Origin of the sequence: Collinsella aerofaciens (genome assembly GCF_039062365.1) — a bacterium.
GTDB lineage: Bacteria > Actinomycetota > Coriobacteriia > Coriobacteriales > Coriobacteriaceae > Collinsella.
The window spans coordinates 79,391-97,927 of the sequence record NZ_JBCJBI010000008.1 but is presented as its reverse complement, the minus strand read 5'-3'; the positions used below and the strand labels follow the sequence as shown (position 1 = coordinate 97,927).

Annotated in this window: 18 protein-coding genes; 13 read left to right on the top strand and 5 right to left on the bottom strand. The window is 61.9% G+C overall.

Translation table 11 applies throughout. The features are described 5' to 3' along the window. The 3 genes from ABCN01_RS05810 to ABCN01_RS05800 form a co-directional block, all read right to left on the bottom strand. The coding region (locus ABCN01_RS05810; RefSeq protein ID WP_343014227.1) for a hypothetical protein at window positions 1–180 on the bottom strand (180 nt) is incomplete at its 3' end. A gap of 64 nt (window positions 181–244) precedes the next feature. Further along, window positions 245–1,177: a type I phosphomannose isomerase catalytic subunit gene (locus tag ABCN01_RS05805; RefSeq protein ID WP_425458729.1), complete on the bottom strand. Its 933-nt coding sequence runs from the start codon at window positions 1,175–1,177 to the stop codon at window positions 245–247. A gap of 72 nt (window positions 1,178–1,249) precedes the next feature. Next, window positions 1,250–1,969 (bottom strand): GntR family transcriptional regulator, encoded by a 720-nt coding sequence (locus tag ABCN01_RS05800; RefSeq protein WP_342996090.1) that lies wholly within the window; start codon window positions 1,967–1,969, stop codon window positions 1,250–1,252. A gap of 337 nt (window positions 1,970–2,306) precedes the next feature. Between ABCN01_RS05800 and ABCN01_RS05795 the strand changes: the two genes are divergently transcribed. The 3 genes from ABCN01_RS05795 to nhaA all read left to right on the top strand — a co-directional run bounded on the left by ABCN01_RS05795 (window position 2,307) and on the right by nhaA (window position 5,945). Then, complete coding sequence (locus ABCN01_RS05795; protein ID WP_035137699.1) at window positions 2,307–3,260, top strand: ROK family protein; 954 nt, start codon at window positions 2,307–2,309, stop codon at window positions 3,258–3,260. A 135-nt stretch (window positions 3,261–3,395) separates the two neighbouring features. After that, on the top strand, window positions 3,396–4,319 hold the full coding sequence (locus ABCN01_RS05790) for a manganese-dependent inorganic pyrophosphatase (RefSeq protein ID WP_342996089.1): 924 nt from the start codon (window positions 3,396–3,398) through the stop codon (window positions 4,317–4,319). 267 nt (window positions 4,320–4,586) lie between these two features. After that, window positions 4,587–5,945: a Na+/H+ antiporter NhaA gene (nhaA, locus tag ABCN01_RS05785; protein WP_342996088.1), complete on the top strand. Its 1,359-nt coding sequence runs from the start codon at window positions 4,587–4,589 to the stop codon at window positions 5,943–5,945. 226 nt (window positions 5,946–6,171) lie between these two features. Here nhaA and ABCN01_RS05780 read toward each other — a convergent pair whose 3' ends face one another. Then, window positions 6,172–6,426, bottom strand: coding sequence for a hypothetical protein (locus ABCN01_RS05780; protein ID WP_022093864.1), 255 nt, complete (start codon window positions 6,424–6,426; stop codon window positions 6,172–6,174). A gap of 148 nt (window positions 6,427–6,574) precedes the next feature. Between ABCN01_RS05780 and ABCN01_RS05775 the strand changes: the two genes are divergently transcribed. The 7 genes from ABCN01_RS05775 (at window position 6,575) to ABCN01_RS05745 (ending at window position 13,626) form a co-directional block, all read left to right on the top strand. Then, complete coding sequence (locus ABCN01_RS05775) at window positions 6,575–7,879, top strand: aspartate aminotransferase type Ic (RefSeq protein ID WP_342996087.1); 1,305 nt, start codon at window positions 6,575–6,577, stop codon at window positions 7,877–7,879. Between the two features lie 51 nt (window positions 7,880–7,930). Further along, window positions 7,931–8,245 carry an STAS domain-containing protein gene (locus tag ABCN01_RS05770; protein WP_117746092.1) on the top strand — a complete coding sequence of 105 codons (315 nt, stop codon included), beginning with the start codon at window positions 7,931–7,933 and terminating at the stop codon, window positions 8,243–8,245. A gap of 152 nt (window positions 8,246–8,397) precedes the next feature. Beyond that, window positions 8,398–8,979: a twin-arginine translocase TatA/TatE family subunit gene (locus tag ABCN01_RS05765; protein WP_342996086.1), complete on the top strand. Its 582-nt coding sequence runs from the start codon at window positions 8,398–8,400 to the stop codon at window positions 8,977–8,979. Next, window positions 8,979–9,770 carry a twin-arginine translocase subunit TatC gene (gene tatC / locus ABCN01_RS05760; protein ID WP_342996085.1) on the top strand — a complete coding sequence of 264 codons (792 nt, stop codon included), beginning with the start codon at window positions 8,979–8,981 and terminating at the stop codon, window positions 9,768–9,770. Before ABCN01_RS05765 ends, tatC begins: the two co-directional genes overlap by 1 nt. A 6-nt stretch (window positions 9,771–9,776) precedes the next feature. Then, a complete protein-coding gene (hypA, locus tag ABCN01_RS05755) occupies window positions 9,777–10,133 on the top strand; it encodes a hydrogenase maturation nickel metallochaperone HypA (protein ID WP_342996084.1) in 357 nt (118 codons plus the stop codon). Window positions 10,134–10,296: 163 nt separating this feature from the next. Then, window positions 10,297–10,980 carry a hydrogenase nickel incorporation protein HypB gene (gene hypB / locus ABCN01_RS05750; RefSeq protein WP_342996083.1) on the top strand — a complete coding sequence of 228 codons (684 nt, stop codon included), beginning with the start codon at window positions 10,297–10,299 and terminating at the stop codon, window positions 10,978–10,980. 54 nt (window positions 10,981–11,034) lie between these two features. Beyond that, window positions 11,035–13,626, top strand: coding sequence for a DNA topoisomerase I (locus ABCN01_RS05745; protein ID WP_342996082.1), 2,592 nt, complete (start codon window positions 11,035–11,037; stop codon window positions 13,624–13,626). A gap of 151 nt (window positions 13,627–13,777) precedes the next feature. On the opposite strand, the gene ABCN01_RS05740 is transcribed toward ABCN01_RS05745, so the two are convergent. After that, entirely contained in the window at window positions 13,778–14,761 is a 984-nt protein-coding gene (locus ABCN01_RS05740) for a zinc-ribbon domain-containing protein (RefSeq protein WP_342996081.1), read from the bottom strand. Window positions 14,762–15,008: 247 nt separating this feature from the next. Between ABCN01_RS05740 and tmk the strand changes: the two genes are divergently transcribed. From tmk to ABCN01_RS05725, 3 genes are read left to right on the top strand one after another with little or no spacing between them, the layout of a single operon-like run. Beyond that, window positions 15,009–15,692, top strand: a complete 684-nt coding sequence (gene tmk / locus ABCN01_RS05735) for a dTMP kinase (protein ID WP_342996080.1) — start codon at window positions 15,009–15,011, stop codon at window positions 15,690–15,692. A 1-nt stretch (window position 15,693) separates the two neighbouring features. Beyond that, window positions 15,694–16,821 (top strand): DNA polymerase III subunit, encoded by a 1,128-nt coding sequence (locus ABCN01_RS05730; protein ID WP_342996079.1) that lies wholly within the window; start codon window positions 15,694–15,696, stop codon window positions 16,819–16,821. Then, window positions 16,812–18,512: a PSP1 domain-containing protein gene (locus ABCN01_RS05725; RefSeq protein ID WP_342996078.1), complete on the top strand. Its 1,701-nt coding sequence runs from the start codon at window positions 16,812–16,814 to the stop codon at window positions 18,510–18,512. The genes ABCN01_RS05730 and ABCN01_RS05725 overlap by 10 nt, the downstream gene beginning before the upstream one ends. Window positions 18,513–18,537: the final 25 nt, after the last annotated feature.

Genomic DNA, 18,537 nt, shown 5'->3' with positions numbered 1-18,537 from the left:
GGACAGTCCTGCTCGCACGGAGAGCACATTAAGTGCTCTCCGGCTCGTGCGGAACTCGCGATCGACCAAAGCCCCCGGCGCGCCCTCTTCCTTGTGGCGTTTTGGCCTGCAGCTTGCAATCGTCGCTCTGCTCGTCCGCTTTTTGATTTGGAGAGCCGGGTGGGCTGAATACTTAGACATGGCAAGGGGCTCCCCCGTTGATGAACGGGGGAGCCCCTTGTTTCGTTTTGGTTGTTGTTGCGAACTAGAGGTGGCTGATGATCAGTTCCATCTTGCCTTCGAGGTCGATGGAACTGACGGTGCTGGGGGCTAGCAGGTGGCTTCCCTTGTGGACGGGGTCGCCGTAGACGGTGCCTTCGCCGTCGATGACCGACAGGCACATGAAGGGCCAGCGCTGGTCGAGGGTCTTGCTGCCGTCGACGCGCACGCGATCGACGGTGTAGCAGGGGTTGGACTCGAGCTCGGTCACGCCGTCGACCTCGGGTGCGGTTACGGTGCCGTCGGTCGGAGCCTGAACATCAAAATCGATGCAGTCGAGGCTCTGCTCAATGTGCAACGGGCGCAGCTTGCCGTCGGTGCCGGGGCGGTCATAGTCGTACAGGCGATAGGTCACATCGCTCGACTGCTGCGTCTCCAAAATGAGCGTGCCGGTCTTGATGGCGTGCACGGTACCGGAGTCAATCTGGAAAAAGTCGCCCTTGTGGATCGGCAGCACGTTGAGCATGTCGTCCCAGCGGCCGTCCTTGATCATCTGTGCGGCCTCGGCGCGGTCATGCGCGCGCTGGCCGACGATGATCGTGGCGCCAGGCTCGCAATCCAGCACATACCAGCACTCGGTTTTGCCCAGGCTGCCGTTCTCGTGCTCGGCGGCGTACTCGTCGTTGGGATGAATCTGGATCGAAAGATCGTCCTTGGCGTCCAGAATCTTAATGAGCAGCGGGAACTCCTTGCCCTCGCAGTTGCCAAAGAGCTCACGGTGCTCGGCCCACAGCCATGACAGCGTGTGACCGGCGTACGGGCCCTCCGCGATCTGGCAGTCGCCGTTGGGATGGGCAGAGATGGCCCAGCACTCACCGATGGGACTCTCGGGAATGTCGTAACCAAATACGGTTTCGAGCTGGCGGCCGCCCCAGATCTTCTCGTGGAAGATCGGCGTCAGTTTAATCAAATCGGACATGTACATACTCCCATAAGGTTGTGCGGGTGCCGCGTAAGACAGCTCAAAACGAGCACCCACCGGATTACAAAACTAGGCCAGCGTTACGTTGTGCAGCTCAAAGCGGTCGCCTACGTTGTGCGAGATAGAATATTCAAACGCGGTGCCGCTATCCAAGAAGCCAATCTGGTTGAGTTCGAGCAGGGGAGAGCCGGGTTTGGTATCCAGGCGCTCGGCTTCTTCCTCGGTTGCCGCCACGGCGCGGATGGTGCGATGGAAGCTCGAAATCTTCAGCCCGCATTGCTCGCGGATAAAGCCGTAGACCGATCCGTACAGGTCCTTCTTTTTAAGGCCCGGGATCAGTTCGAGCGGCATATAGGTGTACTCGATAACGATGGGCTTCTCATCGGCCTGACGCACGCGCACGACGTGATAGGCAAAGTCATCCTCGGCAATTCCCAGCTGGGCTGCGATGTCCGCTGGTGGATTAACGATCGAGAAATCGTAGACCACCGAAGTCACCTTCTCCCCGCGGTGCTCATACGAAAAACCCTGGGCACGGTCGTTTTTGCCCTGGAAAAACGCCTGGCCGGGAAGCCCCGCCGTGTCCTTAACGTAGGTACCCGATCCGCGTCGGCTGGTAATAAGGCCTTCCTCGGTGATTTGCTCGATAGCTCGTTTGACGGTGATTTTGGAAACGTTATAGAGCTTGCAGAACTCAACGACGGTAGGAAGCTTGTCGCCCGGTTTAAGAGCGCCATCCTCGATAGTGCGACGAATATCTGCAGCTATCGCCTCGTATTTGGGAATCATGGAACCTCCTTTCCAACTTGGTTGAGTATAAAAGAAAGTATAGTCAACACCTAAGTATCTCTATTGAGTTATTGAAAAGTTCGAGAAAGATAAAATTAAAAGTCGCCCCGCTTGTAAAATTAGAGCGTTTTAAATGATAAACATCTGAGTAGTGTCGTGTTGAGAAATGATCGGTCCGAGGACGGGGCCGAACCGATATAACACCCAGCGAACCGAATCTCGTACTCTGCGCTTCCCCAGATAAAACCTACCAAAACAAACCTGTCTCTTTTTGGTAGGTTTTTGCCTTGGGAGCGGTACCATACAGGCAATGTTTAAACGAGAAAGGCGGGCTCCCATGGAACCTAAGCAGTATTACATCGGCATCGACGTCGGCGGTACCTCGGTCAAGGAGGGTCTGTTCGATGAGGACGGAAACCTGCTTGCCAAGGCCAGCGTGCCCACGCCTCCCATCGTTGACGCTGCGGGCTTTGCCGCGGTGACCGAGGCTATTGACCAGGTGGTCGCCAAGGCCCAGATTCCGCGTGCCTTTGTGTCGGGCATTGGCCTGGCCGTCCCGTGCCCCATCCCGGCATCGGGCGATGCTAAGGTCAAGGCGAACATTGCCATTAACCTGCCCGAGCTCAAGATCGCCATTCAGGAGCACTGCCCCGACGCGGTCGTTAAGTACGAGAACGACGCTAACGCCGCTGCTATGGGCGAGGCCTGGCTCGGTTCTGCCAAGGGCGTGCAGAACGTGGTGATGGTCACCATTGGTACCGGCGTGGGCGGCGGCGTTATCGTTAACGGCGACGTGGTATCGGGCGTTGTGGGTGCTGGCGGCGAGATTGGCCACATGTGCCTGAACCCGGCCGAGGAGCGCACCTGCGGCTGCGGCGGCCATGGCCACCTGGAGCAGTATTCCAGCGCCACCGGCGTGGTGAGCAACTACCTTGCCGAGTGCAAGAAGGCGGGCGTCGAGCCCATCGAGCTGACCGGCCCCTCCGATTCCAAGGACGTGTTCCAGGCCTGCCGCGAGGGCGACAAGCTCGCGCTGGCCGCGGCCGATACCATGGCCGACTATCTTGGCCGCGCACTGGCGCTTATTGCCAACGTGGTTGATCCCGAGATGTTCCTCATCGGCGGCGGCGCCTCCGCCTCGGCCGATGTCTACCTCGACAAGGTTCGCGAGCACTTTAAGCAGTATGCGCTCTCCGCCTCGCGCGAGACGCCCATTAAGGTTGCTTCGCTCGGAAACGACGCCGGTATCATCGGTGCCGCCTACGTAGCTCTGCGCGCCGCTGGCAAATAGCTGGTGCAGGGGGCGGACTTGGCCCCCGTGCCTGCCCCAAAATATGCCGTGGCCCTTCCGTCTGCGAAGGCTCGGCATCGGCGTGCTACCATAGCTACGTCCAAGTACACATATCAAGTCAAGTGGAGGATATCCATGGCAAACGTTCTTGTCTTTGGTCACCAGAACCCCGATAACGACGCCATCATGAGCGCCGTCGTCCTGTCCCAGCTGCTCAACCAGGTTGAGTATGCCGGCAACACCTACGAGGCCTGCGCCCTTGGTCAGCTTCCGGCAGAGTCCGCCAAGCTGCTCGCCGACGCCGGCATCGCCGAGCCTCGCGCGATCGAGTCCGTCGAGGCCGGTCAGCTCGTCGTCCTCACCGACCACAACGAGTCCGCCCAGTCCGTCGCCGGCCTTAAGGACGCCACGGTCTTTGGCGTCGTCGATCATCACCGCATCGGCGACTTCGAGACCGCCGGCCCGCTGCACTACATCTGCCTGCCCTGGGGCTCCAGCTGCACCATCGTCACCAAGCTCGCCGACGTGCTCGGCGTTGAGCTTTCCGACGTCCAGGCCAAGCTGCTGCTCTCGGCCATGATGACCGATACGCTCATGCTCAAGAGCCCCACCACCACCGCTGTCGACCGCGCCGTTGCCGCCAAGCTCGGCGAGCAAGTGGGCGTCGACCCGGTCAAGTTTGGCATGGAGGTCTTCCTTACCCGTCCGTCCGGCTCCTTCACCGCTGCCGAGATGGTCGGCAACGACATCAAGATGTTCGAGCCCGCCGGCAAGAAGCTGCTCATCGGCCAGTACGAGACCGTCGACAAGAGCCGCGCGCTCGGCATGATCGACGAGATTCGCGAGGCCATGCGCGCCTACGCCGCCGAGAAGGGTGCTGACGGCATTGTCCTGTGCATCACCGACATCATGGAGGAGGGCTCGCAGGTCCTGCTCGAGGGCGAGACCGAGGCTGCTCAGAAGGGCCTGGGCATTGCCGACGAGCACGACGGTGTCTGGATGCCGGGCGTCCTCTCCCGTAAGAAGCAGGTCGCTGCCCCCATCATGGCCGCCTGCTAGGTTTAGTTCACTAAACGCCACGACCGGATCGCGGACGCCCCGCGCTCCGGTCGTTTTTTGTGTACGGCGCCGCGTCGTCTCTTGGACAGGCGTGCCCGTGCCGTTGAGCAAATAATGTTCAACCTGTGGTTCCGCTTTTCGGCCACGCCTGCGTTCTTGTCGTGCAGGGTAGGCTAGATGCAAGCGTAATACGTTAGAGCGCGGCGCCGCCACTTGGGCGGGCCGTGCTTTTTTAAGACGGGAGCCATCCCGTGAAAGGAGCCGCCCATGGCAGCAACTGAGCAGCTATTCAACGTTCGTGAGCGCAAGCGCTTTGAACGTCACGACATCTGGGAGCGCATCGCCGAGAACGGCACGATTTCCGCCGCCGTCATGGTCTTCGCCGCCATCGCCGCCGTCATTTGCGCCAACACCGATGCCTACGAGGCTATCCATCACTTTTTGGAGACCCCGCTGTATGTGGGTCTGGGCAACCTGACGGCCGGTCTCACCGTCGAGCTTTTCGTCAACGACTTCCTCATGGCGATCTTCTTTTTGCTCGTGGGCATTGAGCTTAAGTACGAGATGACAGTTGGCGAGCTCAAGAATCCGCGTCAGGCCATGCTTCCCATGCTGGCGGCCGTGGGCGGCGTCGTCGTTCCCGCTTGCATCTACCTGATCTTTAACCATGCCGGCGCCCACAACGGCTGGGCCATCCCCATGGCAACCGATATTGCCTTTGCACTGGGCGTGCTGTCGCTTTTGGGCAACCGCGTGCCCAACGGCGTGCGCGTGTTCTTCTCGACGCTCGCCATCGCCGACGACCTCATCTCCATCGCCGCCATCGCCATCTTCTACGGTCAGAGCCCCAATCCGTTTTGGTTGGGCGCCGCCGCGCTTGTGACCTGCGCGCTCGTGTGGCTCAACAAGACGCAGCATTACCGCCTTGCCCCGTATTCGGTACTGGGTCTGCTGTTGTGGTTCTGCATGTTCAAGAGTGGCGTACATGCCACGCTCGCCGGCGTCATCCTGGCCTTCACCATTCCGGCCAAGTGCGGCGTTAAGCTCGATAGCCTCACCGATTGGCTGGGCGAGTGCCTGCCGCTGCTCGACGACCGCTACGACGACGAGGCACACATCCTGGGCCAGCATGACTTTACCGTCTCGACCACCAAGGTCGAGCGCGTCATGCACCGCGTGACCCCGCCGCTCATCCGCATGGAGCGTCTGATCTCCACGCCGGTCAACTTTGTGATCCTGCCGATTTTCGCGTTCGTCAACGCACAGGTTCGCCTGGTGGGCGTGGATATGAGCACACTGCTCACCGACCCGGTGACGCTCGGTGTGTACTTTGGCATGCTGCTGGGCAAGCCGATCGGCATCTTTGGCATGACGTTCGCCTTGGTCAAGCTCAAGGCCTGCGAGCTGCCGCACAACGTCAACTGGCACATGATTGCCGGCGTGGGTATTCTGGGCGGTATCGGCTTTACCATGTCGATTCTCATCAGCGGTCTTGCCTTCCCGACGGCCCAGTTTGAGGTTCTTGCTGCCAAGGCTGCCATTCTTGCCGGTTCGGTCACCGCTGCCGTGCTCGGCATGATCTACATGAGCGTGGTCTGCAAACACCCCGCGTCCAAGGGCGAGTAAAAGCACATACAAGTTTGAAAACGCCGCCTGTGAACACCATCACAGGTGGCGTTTTAGTCATTGGGGACGTTCTTAAACGACTAGTCGAGAGGGACACTCTTTGCGAGCGGCCGAAAAGGACCGCCCCAAACTGCCGGCACTTGGGGACTGTCCCCAAGTGCCGCATGTCATCTGGGAAGACTGTCCCCAACAACTAGTCGTTTAAGAACGTCCCCAATGACTAGGGCTATTCCACCGTTCCGTAGACGGCGCCCCAGCCGTGGGCGGCTAAGGCGGAATTGAGCTGGTCGCAAAGTGACTGGCGGTCGTAATAGCCGGGCGGTAGCAGGTTGACGATCTCCATGAGATCGGGCGCCAGGTCCAAGATTTCGGCCTGTACGATCAGATCCAGGCGGTCGATGGCGTGGCGGTCGTAAAACAGTCCGTCGACCAGGCGCTGCAGGTCGCCGAATTCCTCGGCCTGGAACGATCCATACTCCATAGTGCCTCCTTGGGCCCCCACGCCGGCATGCGCGGCGATTCGTAATTTATTGCGATGGACTTAATCTATCACGGCTTCATAACGTTGCGGCGGTGGCGGTCTATACTTAGACGAACTGCAACGTCCCGCTTTGCGAAAGGTCGCACCCATGCAGACGATCTACCAGAAGATGGAAACCACCGAACTCGATGCCGCCATCGAGGCGCTCAAAGCCGAGGTCGCCGAGGTCAAGGCCAAGGGCCTGGCGCTCGACATGGCGCGCGGCAAGCCGTCGCCCTTCCAGGTGGACATCTCGCGCCCCATGCTCGATATCCTCAATGCCGACGCCGATCTGCACGACGGCAACGTTGACTGCTCCAATTACGGCTGCTTCGAGGGTATTCCCTCAGCACGTAAGTTGGCAGGGGAGTTCCTGGGCTGCCCCGCCGAGCAGACGCTCGTGCTGGGCTCGTCGAGCCTTTTGATTGAGCATGACATCGCCGGCATGTTCTGGCGCTGCGGCTCGTGCGGCAGCGAGCCCTGGGACGCCTACGAGACCGCGCACGACGGCAAGAAGGTCAAGTTCCTGTGCCCCGTTCCCGGCTACGATCGCCACTTTGGCATCACCGCCGACTTGGGCATCGAGAACGTCCCCGTTGCGATGACCGACAACGGCCCCGACATGGACGAGATCGAGCGCCTCGTTGCCGCTGACGACTCCATTAAGGGCATCTGGTGCGTGCCCAAGTATTCCAACCCCACGGGCATCACCTTTAGCGAGGACACTGTGCGCCGTCTGGTCGAGATGCCCACGGCCGCGCCCGATTTCCGCATCTTCTGGGACAACGCCTACTGCGTGCACGACCTGTACGACGAGACCGACGAGCTCGCAAACATCTTTGACCTCGCTCGCACGGCGGGCACCGAGGACCGCGTGGTGGCCTTTGCCTCGACGTCCAAGATCACCTTCCCGGGCGCCGGCATCGGCTTTATCGGTGCGAGCCCCGCGGTCATCGCCGAGTTCTCCAAGCGCCTGAAGGCCGGCCTCATCAGCGCCGACAAGCTCAACCAGCTGCGTCACGTGCGCTTCCTTCCTACCATCGAGGCGGTCAAGGAGCACATGAAAAAGCATGCCGAGTTCCTGCGTCCGCGCTTTGAGGCCGTCGAGCGCAAGCTCACCGAGGGCTTGGGCGACACGGGCTGCGCCACTTGGACGCACCCCCGCGGCGGCTACTTTGTAAGCTTCGATGGTCCCGAGGGCTCGGCCCAGAAGGTCGCCGCGCTTTGCGCCGATCTGGGCGTCAAGCTCACGCCGGCCGGTGCTACCTGGCCCTATGGCAAGGACCCGCGCGACACCAACATCCGCATCGCGCCGAGCTATCCCACGGTCGAGGACCTGGAGGCCGCGCTCGATGTGCTGGTGCTGGCTGTTAAGCTCGTCGCTGCCGAGCTCGCGCGTGCCGAGCGCGCCTAACGCGCGGCTTCCCGTACTATCCGCACTTTCGATACGTAAAGGAGCGTATACATGGATCTGGGTATTTCCACCAACCCCACGCCAGAGCTCTACACCATTAAGGTAGCCGGCGAGATCGATATCTCTAACGCTGATAGCCTGCGCAACGCCATCGACTTGGCGCTCGAGCAGCCCACCGAGGCCGTTGAGCTCGATTTTGCCCAGGTGAGCTATATCGACTCGACGGGCATTGGCGTGCTCGTAGGCGCCGCGCACCACGCGGTCGACCACGGCAAGCGCTTTAGCTGCACCAATGTGCAGCCCCCGGTGATGCGCGTGGTTCAGCTGTTGGGTGTCGACCAGGAGATTTCGATCACCGCTGCATAATCTTTGCCCCAAAAGGGCGTGCCGTTTGGCATATGTTTGTGATGCGCTCGGACGTTTTGGCGTCCGGGCGCTATACTTGACCGAATGAATAGACGAGTTCCGGCCGAATGGCGCGGTGCGGGCTCGACTCACATCGAGCCTTGGAGGTATGTGTGTTTGGTATTGGAGAGGGTGAGCTCGCGATCATCGTGGTCTTCGGCTTTTTGCTGTTTGGCCCGGATAAGCTCCCGCAGATGGGCCGCACGATCGGCCGTGCCATCCGTCAGTTCCGCGAGACGCAGGAAAAGATGACGGCCGTTGTTCAGTCCGAGATTATCGATCCGGTGAGCGAGGCCGCGTCGGCTCCGGTCAAACCCAAGAAGGCTGCCGTCGACGACGATTCCGATGCGGACGAGGATGCCGCCGAGACGGCAGCGCCCGCCAAGAAGGAGACCTTTGCCGAGCGCCGCGCCCGTCTTGCTGCCGAGAAGGCCGCGAGCGAGGGTGCCACCGAGGGCGAAGGCGCTGCTGGGGAGGCCGAGGGTGCCGAGCCCGCCAAGGCCGAGTCTGCCGCTGCCACCGTCGAGCCCGAACCTGCTGCAGAGCCGGAGCCCGAGCCGGCAGAGCCCACGACGGCCGACCTCTATGCCCGTCGTCCCCGCAAGCGCAAGGCCGTCGTCGACCAGCTCGCTCGCGAGCTCGAGGCCGAGGACGAAGCCGCTGCCGCCGACGCCCCGAAGGGAGGCGATGAGTAATGCCTATCGGACCTGCGCGAATGCCGCTCTTCGATCACCTGGGAGAGCTCCGTCGCCGTCTGACCATCGTAGTCGTATCGGTGTTTGCCGCCGCCATCGTGCTGTATTTCGCCACGCCCGTGGTGCTCGACATCTTGGAAGACCCCATCCGTTCCTTTGTGCCGGAAGGTAAGTTCTACATCACCACCACGCTCGGCGGCTTTGGTCTGCGCTTCTCGCTGGCCATCAAGATGGCTGTGGTCATGTGCACGCCCATGATCATCTGGCAGATTCTGGCGTTTTTCCTGCCGGCGCTTCGCCCCAACGAGCGCAAGTGGGTCGTGCCCACGGTGCTCGCCTCGACGGTGCTGTTCTTCCTGGGCGCAATCTTTTGCTACTCCATCATCATCCCGGCGGGCTTTGAGTGGCTCATCGGCGAGACCTCGGCCGTCGCCACGGCACTGCCCGACCTGGAGAACTACGTCAACATGGAGCTGCTCTTTATGATCGGCTTTGGTGTGGCGTTTGAGCTGCCGCTCATCATCTTCTACCTGTCTGTTTTCCACATCGTGTCCTACGCGGCCTTCCGCAGCGCCTGGCGCTACGTGTACGTAGGCCTGCTCGTGGGTTCGGCTGTGATCACGCCCGACGGCTCGCCCGTTACGCTGGGCCTCATGTATGGCGCCCTGCTCTCGCTCTACGAGATTTCGCTTGCCATCGCCCGCGTGGTCATTACCGCGCGCGAGGGCAAGGAGGGCTTGTTTGTGAGTCGTCTGGACCTGTTCTCGGACGATGAGGACGACGAGGAGTAAATCGGTATGCACGAGGTTGGCATTGTCAACGGCATACTCGATACAGTGATTCGCGCGGCGCGTGGGGCGGGGGCCTCGCGCGCCGTTTTGGTAACGCTGCGTATCGGGGATATGACCGAAGTTGTGCGCGAGGCGCTCGACTTTGCGTGGGAGACATTTCGCGACGAGGACCCGCTCACGAAGGGCTGCGAGCTTGCCGTGGAGGAAGTTCATCCACAAAGCGAGTGCCTGGACTGCGGCGAGGTCTTTGATCACGATCGTTTCCATTGTCGCTGTCCCCAGTGTGGCGGCGCCAACGTGCGTCTGCTGCACGGCCGCGAACTCGACATCGCAAGTATCGAAATCGAAGCCCCCGACAATTAACCAGCCTGCCATTTGGGGACGGGGTATAAATGGTAGAAATAGATACGCCGTGCGGCTTGACATTCCGTTCCAAAGTGTGCAAGCAGGCAAAATGGCAAGTGTCAACGACGAAATCTACCATTTCTACCCCGTCCCCAGATGGCAGAAGTAAGGAGTGCCAAGTATGGCTGAGAAAACGATTGATATCGCGTCGCCGATCCTGTCGCGCAATGAGCGCCTGGCAGATCAGCTGCGTCAGCGATTTAAAGAGACAAACACCTATGTGATCAATGTGCTTTCGAGCCCTGGCTCGGGCAAGACCACTACGATTCTGGGCACCAACGAGCGCCTGCGCGACAAGGCGGGCCTGCGCTGCGCCGTCATCGAGGGCGATATCGCCTCGGACGTCGACGCCATCACCATGAAGGAAGCCGGCATGCCCGCCATCCAGATCAACACGGGCGGCCTGTGCCACCTCGAGGGCAACATGATCATGGAGGCCGTTGACGCGTTCGACCAGGCAATCGGCTTGGATAACATCGACGTCATCTTTATCGAAAACGTGGGCAACCTGGTCTGCCCGGTCGACTTTGACCTGGGCGAGAACCTGTCCATCATGATTCTCTCGGTGCCCGAGGGCGACGACAAGCCCATTAAGTACCCGGGCATTTTCCAGCACGCCGGCGCACAGCTGCTCAACAAGGTCGATGTGGCCCCGGCTTTCGATTTTGACATGGATAGGTATACTAAGACACTCGATGACCTCAATCCGCAGGCGCCGCGGTTTGCCGTGAGCGCGCGCAAGGGCGAGGGCATGGATGCCTGGTGCGATTGGCTCATCGGGCAGATTGAGCAAGCAAGGGCGTAAGTCGGCCGCCATACGGGCGGGCGTAGCCGCAGAGATACGAGATAGGAGCCTCTTTTGAAGCTCATCATCGCCGAGAAAAACGACGCCGCGCGTCAGATCGCCGAGCGGCTGTCCATGGGTAAGCCCAAAAAGGACAAGGTGTACAACACCGCCATCTACCGTTTTGAGTGGAAGGGCGAGGAGTGCGTGACCATCGGCCTTGCCGGTCACATCCTGGCGCCCGATTTTTGCGACAGCGTGCTGTTCGATAAAAAGCTGGGTTGGTATTCGGTGACCGAGGACGGCGAGATGCTGCCGGCCGATATGCCCGATGGCCTGGCCCGTCCGCCGTACGACACTAAGCGCAAGCCGTTCCTTGCCGATGGCATTTCCATCAAGGGTTGGAAGCTCGAGAGCCTGCCTTACCTCACCTGGGCGCCCGTCATTAAGCTGCCGGCCGAGAAGGAGCTCATTCGTTCGCTCAAGAACCTCGCTAAGAAGTCCGACAGTGTCATCATCGCCACGGACTTCGACCGCGAGGGCGAGCTGATCGGTTCGGACGCCCTCAACAAGGTGCGTGAGGTGGCGCCGGACTTGCCGGTTGCCCGCGCCCAATACTCTTCGTTTACCAAGGCCGAGATCACGCACGCCTTCGATAATCTCGTCTCGCTCGACCAGAACCTGGCCGACGCCGGCGAGAGCCGTCAGCACATCGACCTTATCTGGGGTGCGGTGCTCACGCGCTATCTGACGCTCGCCAAGTTTGGCGGCTTTGGCAACGTGCGCTCTGCCGGCCGCGTGCAGACGCCGACGCTTGCCCTGGTGGTCGAGCGCGAGCGCGAGCGCATGGCGTTTGTGCCCGAGGACTATTGGCAGATTCGCGGCATGGGCGCCGCGCAGGGCGCTGCCGAGGACGATCGCTTTAAGATCGCGCACAAGACGGCGCGCTTTACCGACAAGGATGCTGCCGAGACGGCGTATGGTCACGTCGACGGCGCCAAGACGGCGACCGTTGCCGCGGTGACCAAGCGCTCGCGTAAGCAGCAGCCGCCCACGCCGTTTGCGACGACTTCGCTGCAGGCTGCCGCTGCGGCCGAGGGCATCTCGCCTGCGCGTACCATGCGCATCGCCGAGTCCCTCTACATGGCCGGCCTCATCAGCTACCCGCGTGTCGACAACACCGTGTACCCTGCGACGCTCGATCTGGGCGCCGTGGTAAGCGACCTGGCAAAGATCAACCCGGCGCTGGCGCCCGTGTGCAAAAAGGTGCTCGCCGGTCCCATGAAGCCCACGCGCGGCAAGGTCGAGACCACCGACCACCCGCCTATCTATCCCACGGGCGAGGGCGATCCGTCCACGCTCGACGGCGGCCAGCGTAAGCTCTACGATCTCATCGCCCGTCGCTTCCTGGCGACGCTCATGGGTCCCGCGACCATCGAGAACACCAAGCTCGAGCTCGATGTGAACGGCGAGCCGTTCGTGGCTTCGGGCGATGTGCTCGTGACCCCGGGTTTCCGCGAGGCGTATCCGTATGGACTCAAGCGCGATGAGCAGATGCCGCCGCTGGAGCAGGGTGATACGGTTGACGTGTTCGACATTAAGCTCGAGGCCAAGCAGACCGAGCCGCCCGCGCGCTACAGCCAGGGCAAGCTCGTGCAGGAGATGGAAAAGCGCGGCCTGGGCACCAAGTCCACGCGTGCGAGCATCATCGAGCGCCTGTATGCCGTGCGCTATCTCAAAAACGATCCCGTGGAGCCGAGTCAGCTGGGCATCGCCATCATCGATGCGCTGACGCAGTTTGCCCCGCGCATCACGAGCCCCGATATGACCAGCGAGCTCGATGGCGATATGACCCGTGTGGAGCGCGGCGAGGACACCGAAGAGCATGTCGTGACGCACTCGCGTGCGCTGCTGGCCGGCGTGCTCGACGAGCTGCTCAAGCATACGCAGGAGCTAGGCGACGCCATCAGCGACGCCGTCACGGCCGATGCGCGCGTGGGCGCTTGCCCCAAGTGCGGCAAGGACCTGGTTATGAAGACGAGCGCCAAGACCCGCGGCAGCTTTATCGGCTGCATGGGATGGCCCGACTGCGATGTGACCTATCCGGTGCCGAGCGGCGTCAAGGTAAGCCCGCTCGAGGGCGAGGCGGCCGTGTGCCCCGAGTGCGGCGCGCCGCGCATTAAGTGCCAGCCGTTCCGCCAAAAGGCTTTCGAGATTTGCGTGAACCCAACGTGCCCCACCAACTACGAGCCTGACCTTAAGGTGGGCGAGTGTAAGGTGTGCGCCGAGGCCGGACGTCATGGCGACCTGATCGCGCACAAGAGCGAGAAGAGCGGCAAGCGCTTTATCCGCTGCACCAACTACGATGACTGCGGCGTGAGCTATCCTCTGCCGGCGCGCGGTAAGCTCGAGGCGACGGGTGAGACTTGCCCCGAGTGCGGCGCCCCCATCGTGGTGGTCAACACGGCGCGCGGCCCGTGGCGTATCTGCGTCAACATGGACTGTCCGACCAAGGAGAAGAAGCCGGCCCGCGGCCGCAAGACCACAACCAAGGCGAGCACGGCAAAGAAGACCACGGCGACAAAGAAGACCACGGCTAAGAAAGCAACTGCCGCCAAGAAGACGACCGCGAAGAAGTCGACTACCAAAAAGACCGCCGACAAGTAACCGAGCACATATAGACGCGGCGGGGCCGGGCGCGCAAATGCAAATGCGCGCCCGGCCCCACTTCTAAGTTGCGGTGAAATAGGGACTGTTTTTGCTGGCAAAAGGCCTAATTAATCCCTATTTCACCGCAAGATTTGATCAGTTGTTGGGATTACTTCACCTCGACAGGCTTGGCGCCGGGATAGCGCTCCTCAAAGTCTAAGCGATACTTATTGTCATTGGTGCCCGCCACGTTGTCGCGCGACAGCGGTGCCACGATCTCATTCTTGTGGTCCGCAGGCTTGGCGTATTTCAGGCTGATCTCCCAGGCATCACAGATTGCGTCAATGCGGTGATCCAGGTCGTCGTACAGGGCGATGATGTCCTTCCAGGAGCTGTAGTTCTTGGAGCTCGTCGGGACGTCCAGGTCCTCGACGATGTCGTAATACTGCTCGATGGTGTCCTCCGTGCGCTCGGCGACGTCGGCGAGATTTTGACGGGTGGTTCGATCTTCTTCCAGATAGCTGCCGTTGAAGTTCTGCGCGCAGCCACGGACGTAGTTGTCGAGGTCTTCGAGCAAGTCGTAGTATTCGCTCAGTCGGCGGTAGAGGTTCTGCTCGGAGAGCGTTGCTTCGCCGCCATCCTCGTCGTCATCGTCATCATCGTCGTACAGGCTGTTGGGATCGCCGAGAGGCTTTAGGTCATCGTCGTCAACGTCATGGTGCAGCTTAGCTACCTCGGCAGTCGTCTGCGTGGCGGCGTTGTCGAAAGGCTTGATCACAAAGAAAACGACCAGGGCGATGATGATCGCCACCAGCACAACAATAACGGCGATAAGCGGCCCGGTGCCGCTCTTTTTGGGAGCGGGGGTCTGTGGCGAAGCGGGCGTGTATGCGGGAGCCGGCTCCTGTTGGGGCGAGCCGCTCGCGACGGGTATGCGCTGCGTGGTCTCGACGGCCGCAGGGCTTGCGGCGGGGTCGGGGCGATAGACGAGGGGGTCGTCCGCCTTGGCTTGCGGCGTATCGAGGGAACCGGTCTGCTCAAAAGCGGGCTGGCTATCGCTCGCGGTTGTTTGCTCAACGGGTGCACCGCACGAGGTGCAGAACTTGGCATTATCTGCAAGAAGCTTGCCGCACGAGGCGCAATACCGAGACATTGCCACTCCTTTCGCCACATTTCAATGCAATACGACGATTATACCCAGCGTCCAAAATTCCCCATCATAAGTTGCGGTGAAATAGGGACTGTTTGGCGGTCTCAGAGCTTCAATCAGTCCCTATTTCACCGCAACTTCGGGGATGCCTCGATGGCTAGGTTGGATTTGGGACGCGCCTGCCCCTGGGGTATCATGACTTGGTTGCTATAACTCGCATTTACGCGCCTTGTAGGAAGGGGCTGCGCCCATGGCTTTTGAGCCCGCTCAACATAGCTTCATTACGCTCGAGGGTGTCGATGGCGCCGGCAAGTCCACGCAGGCGCGCCTGCTTGCCCGTGCGCTCGACCTTGCCGGCTACCAGGTTGTGACCCTGCGTGAGCCGGGCGGCACTGCCATCAGCGAAAAGATCCGTGCTCTGCTGCTCGACCCCGCCAATACGGCGATGGGCGACACTTGCGAGCTGCTGCTGTATGAGGCCGCCCGCGCCCAGCTGGTGCACGAGGTCATCGCGCCCGCCCTTGCTGCCGGCAAGGTGGTCCTGTGCGACCGCTTCTACGATTCCACGACCTGCTACCAGGCGTTTGCCGACGGCCTTGATCGCCAGAAAGTGCGCGACGCCAACAACCTGGCCGTCGCGGGTACGCACCCGGCGCTCACACTCGTCTATCACATCACGCCCGAGCAGGCGGCGCTGCGCATGGCAGCCCGTGGCTCGGCAGATCGCATGGAGGCTAAGGGCATGGCCTTCCAAGAGCGTGTTTACCAGGGTTTTTGCGCAATTGCCGCCGAGGAGCCAAACCGCGTAAAGCTCATCGACGCCACTGCGACCGTCGAGGAAGTCTTCGAGAAGACGGTCGAACAGGTTCGCGCATACGGTCTCGACATTTCGCAAGACGCCGTCACCGCCGCGCTAGCCCAGGAGGCCGAGTAACATGGCCCCCGCTCAGGCAAGCCTGCTGGCCAAGCTTGACACCCAAGAGCGCGTGCGCGACTTTTTGACCAATGCCGTCGCCAGCGGTCGCGCATCGCACGCCTACCTGTTTTTGGGCGCGCCCGGCGCGGGCAAGCTCGACGCCGCGTGGGCGCTCGCCCAAGCCTTCCTGTGCGAGCAGGATGGCTGCGGCTCATGCGATAGCTGCGTGCGCGTCGCCCGCCATACGCACCCCGACGTGCACTATTACACGCCCGAGAGCGCCACGGGCTACCTCATCGCCCAGACCCGTGAGCTGCTCGACGACGTGCCTCTGGCGCCCATCCGTGCCAAAGCCAAGGTCTACATCATCGACCGTGCCGAGCAGCTGCGCGCCAACACCGCCAACGCACTGCTCAAAACACTCGAGGAGCCGCCCGAGGGCGTTATGTTTATCTTGCTGGGCACCTCGGCAGACGTGATGTTGCCCACAATCGTGAGCCGCTGCCAGTGCGTGCCGTTTCGGCTGGTGTCGCCCGCCGTCGCCGCGCAGGCCGTGAGCCGCGCCACCGGTCAGGATATCGCGCGTTGTCGCATGGCCGTCGCCGTGGCGGGAAGCCCCACGCGTGGCATCGAGTTCCTCAAGAGCGCCGAGCGTCAGGACGCTCGCCGCCAGATGGTTCGCGCCATCGATTCGCTCATCGCCGCCGACGAGGCCGACGTGCTTAGCCGCGCCAAGTCGCTCATCGTCGCCGTTAAGGCGCCGCTCGCCGAGGTCAAGTCCACGCAGGAAAAGGTGCTCGAGCAAAATGCCGATTACCTGTCGCGTGGAGCATTGAAGCAGCTTGAGGACCGCAACAAGCGCGAGCTCAACGCGCGCGAGCGTTCGGGTATCATGGAAGCGCTGGCGAGCGCGCGGACGCTCATGCGCGATGTGCTGCTGACGCTTCAGGACGAGGCGGCCGACGTGGTGAACGAAGACGTGCGCGACACGATCGGTCGGCTTGCCGCTGCGACCAATGTTGCGGGTGCCACGCGGGCGCTCGAGGCAGTCGCGACCGCCGAGCGCAACATCGCCAGAAACGTTACTCCCCAGCTGGCCATCGAGGTCATGCTGTTCGATATCAGGAAGGCACTGAAATGCCGTTAGTCGTACCCGTTAAGTTTACCTACGCCTCGCGCGACCTGTGGTTCGATCCGCAGGATCTGGATATCCTCGAGGCCGATTACGCTATCTGCTCCACCGAGCGCGGAACCGAGATCGGCCTGGTCACGGCCGATCCCTTCGAGGTGCCGCAAGATGAGATCGGTCAGCCGCTCAAGCCCGTGCTGCGCGTGGCGAGCGACATCGATCTGCAGCTTGCCGACGACTTGGCCATCCAGGGCGACGAGGCGATGGTCGATTTCCGCCGTCTGGTCAAAGAGCTCGACCTCGAGATGAAGCCGGTCGGCGTTGAGTATCTGTTTGGCGGCGAGAAGGCCGTGTTCTACTTTGCCGCCGAGGAGCGCGTCGATTTTCGTCAGCTCGTCAAGGACCTGTCCTCAACGCTGCATATTCGCGTCGACATGCGCCAGATCGGCGTGCGCGACGAGACCCGCCTGGTGGGTGGCTACGCCCAGTGCGGACAGGAGCTCTGCTGCACGCGCTTTGGCGGACAGTTTGAACCCGTCTCGATTCGCATGGCAAAAGAGCAAGACCTGCCGCTCAATTCCTCCAAGATCAGCGGCGTGTGCGGTCGTCTGATGTGCTGCCTGCGCTACGAGTTCGAGGCCTACAAGGACTTTAAGAGCCGTGCGCCCAAAAAGAAGACGCTCATCGATACGCCGCTCGGCAAGGCGCGTATTCAGGAATATGACACGCCGCGTGAGCAGCTGGTGCTGCGCCTAGAGAACGGCAAAGTCTTTAAGGTCAACCTGGCCGATATGACGTGCTCGGAGGGCTGCAAAAAGAAGGCCGCCGAACAGGGCTGCAACTGCCGCCCTGACTGCGTGACGCGCGACGTGCTCGAGCGCATTGAGTCGCCCGAGATGCGTCTGGCGCTCATGGAGCTCGATCGCGAAAACGGCGTCGATGTGGGCGATGGCCTGTCGAGTGCCGACCGTCTGGCCGGCACGTCGATGCCCAAGCGCCGTCGTCGCGATGCTGAATCCGATGCTCGCGCCGGTCAGGGTCAGGGCGAGGGCCGTGGCCGCGGAAAGGGCCGCGGTAAGGCCGAGACACCCGAGGCCGAGGGGGCGGCCGATGGCCGTCGCCGTCGCAAGCGCGCGGGCTCGGGCGATGCTACCGAGGTTGCAGCCGCGGGCAAGAACGCCTCTCGCGAGCGCGAGGTTCAGCAACCCCAGCAGCAGAATCGCGGCGGTGGCATGAACCCCACACGTCGCCGCCGCCGTCATCTGTCGAGCGAGGAGCGCGAGGACGCCTTCCGCGCCGCAGCTGCTCGCGAGGCTGGCGCCGCTTCCAAGGGTCCCTCGGCCTCCGATGCGCCTGTCGACAAGGGCGGCAAGTCACGTGGCGAGGAGGAGCGCGCGCCGCGTCCGCGCCGTCGCCATTCTTCGGGCGCGCAGCAGAAGCCATCGGTTCCTTCCGTGGCCGATCAGGTTTCGGACGGCGAGGTCAAGGTCACGCGCCGTCGTCCCGGAGATGGCGGGGGAGCGGCTGCCAAGGCTTCGCGTGGCGCCGCTCGCGACGAGCACGAGCCGCGCGAGGATCGCGGTGGCGAGGGCTCGGCCGACCAGGGTCAAAAGCGCCGTCGCCGTCGCCGTTCCCGCAAGTCGCGCCAGGATGGTGGCGAGGGTTCGACTCCGTCTTCGTCCGCACCACAACCGCCCGCCGGCGAATAACGCCCGCGAGCGGATTTAGCTCGCC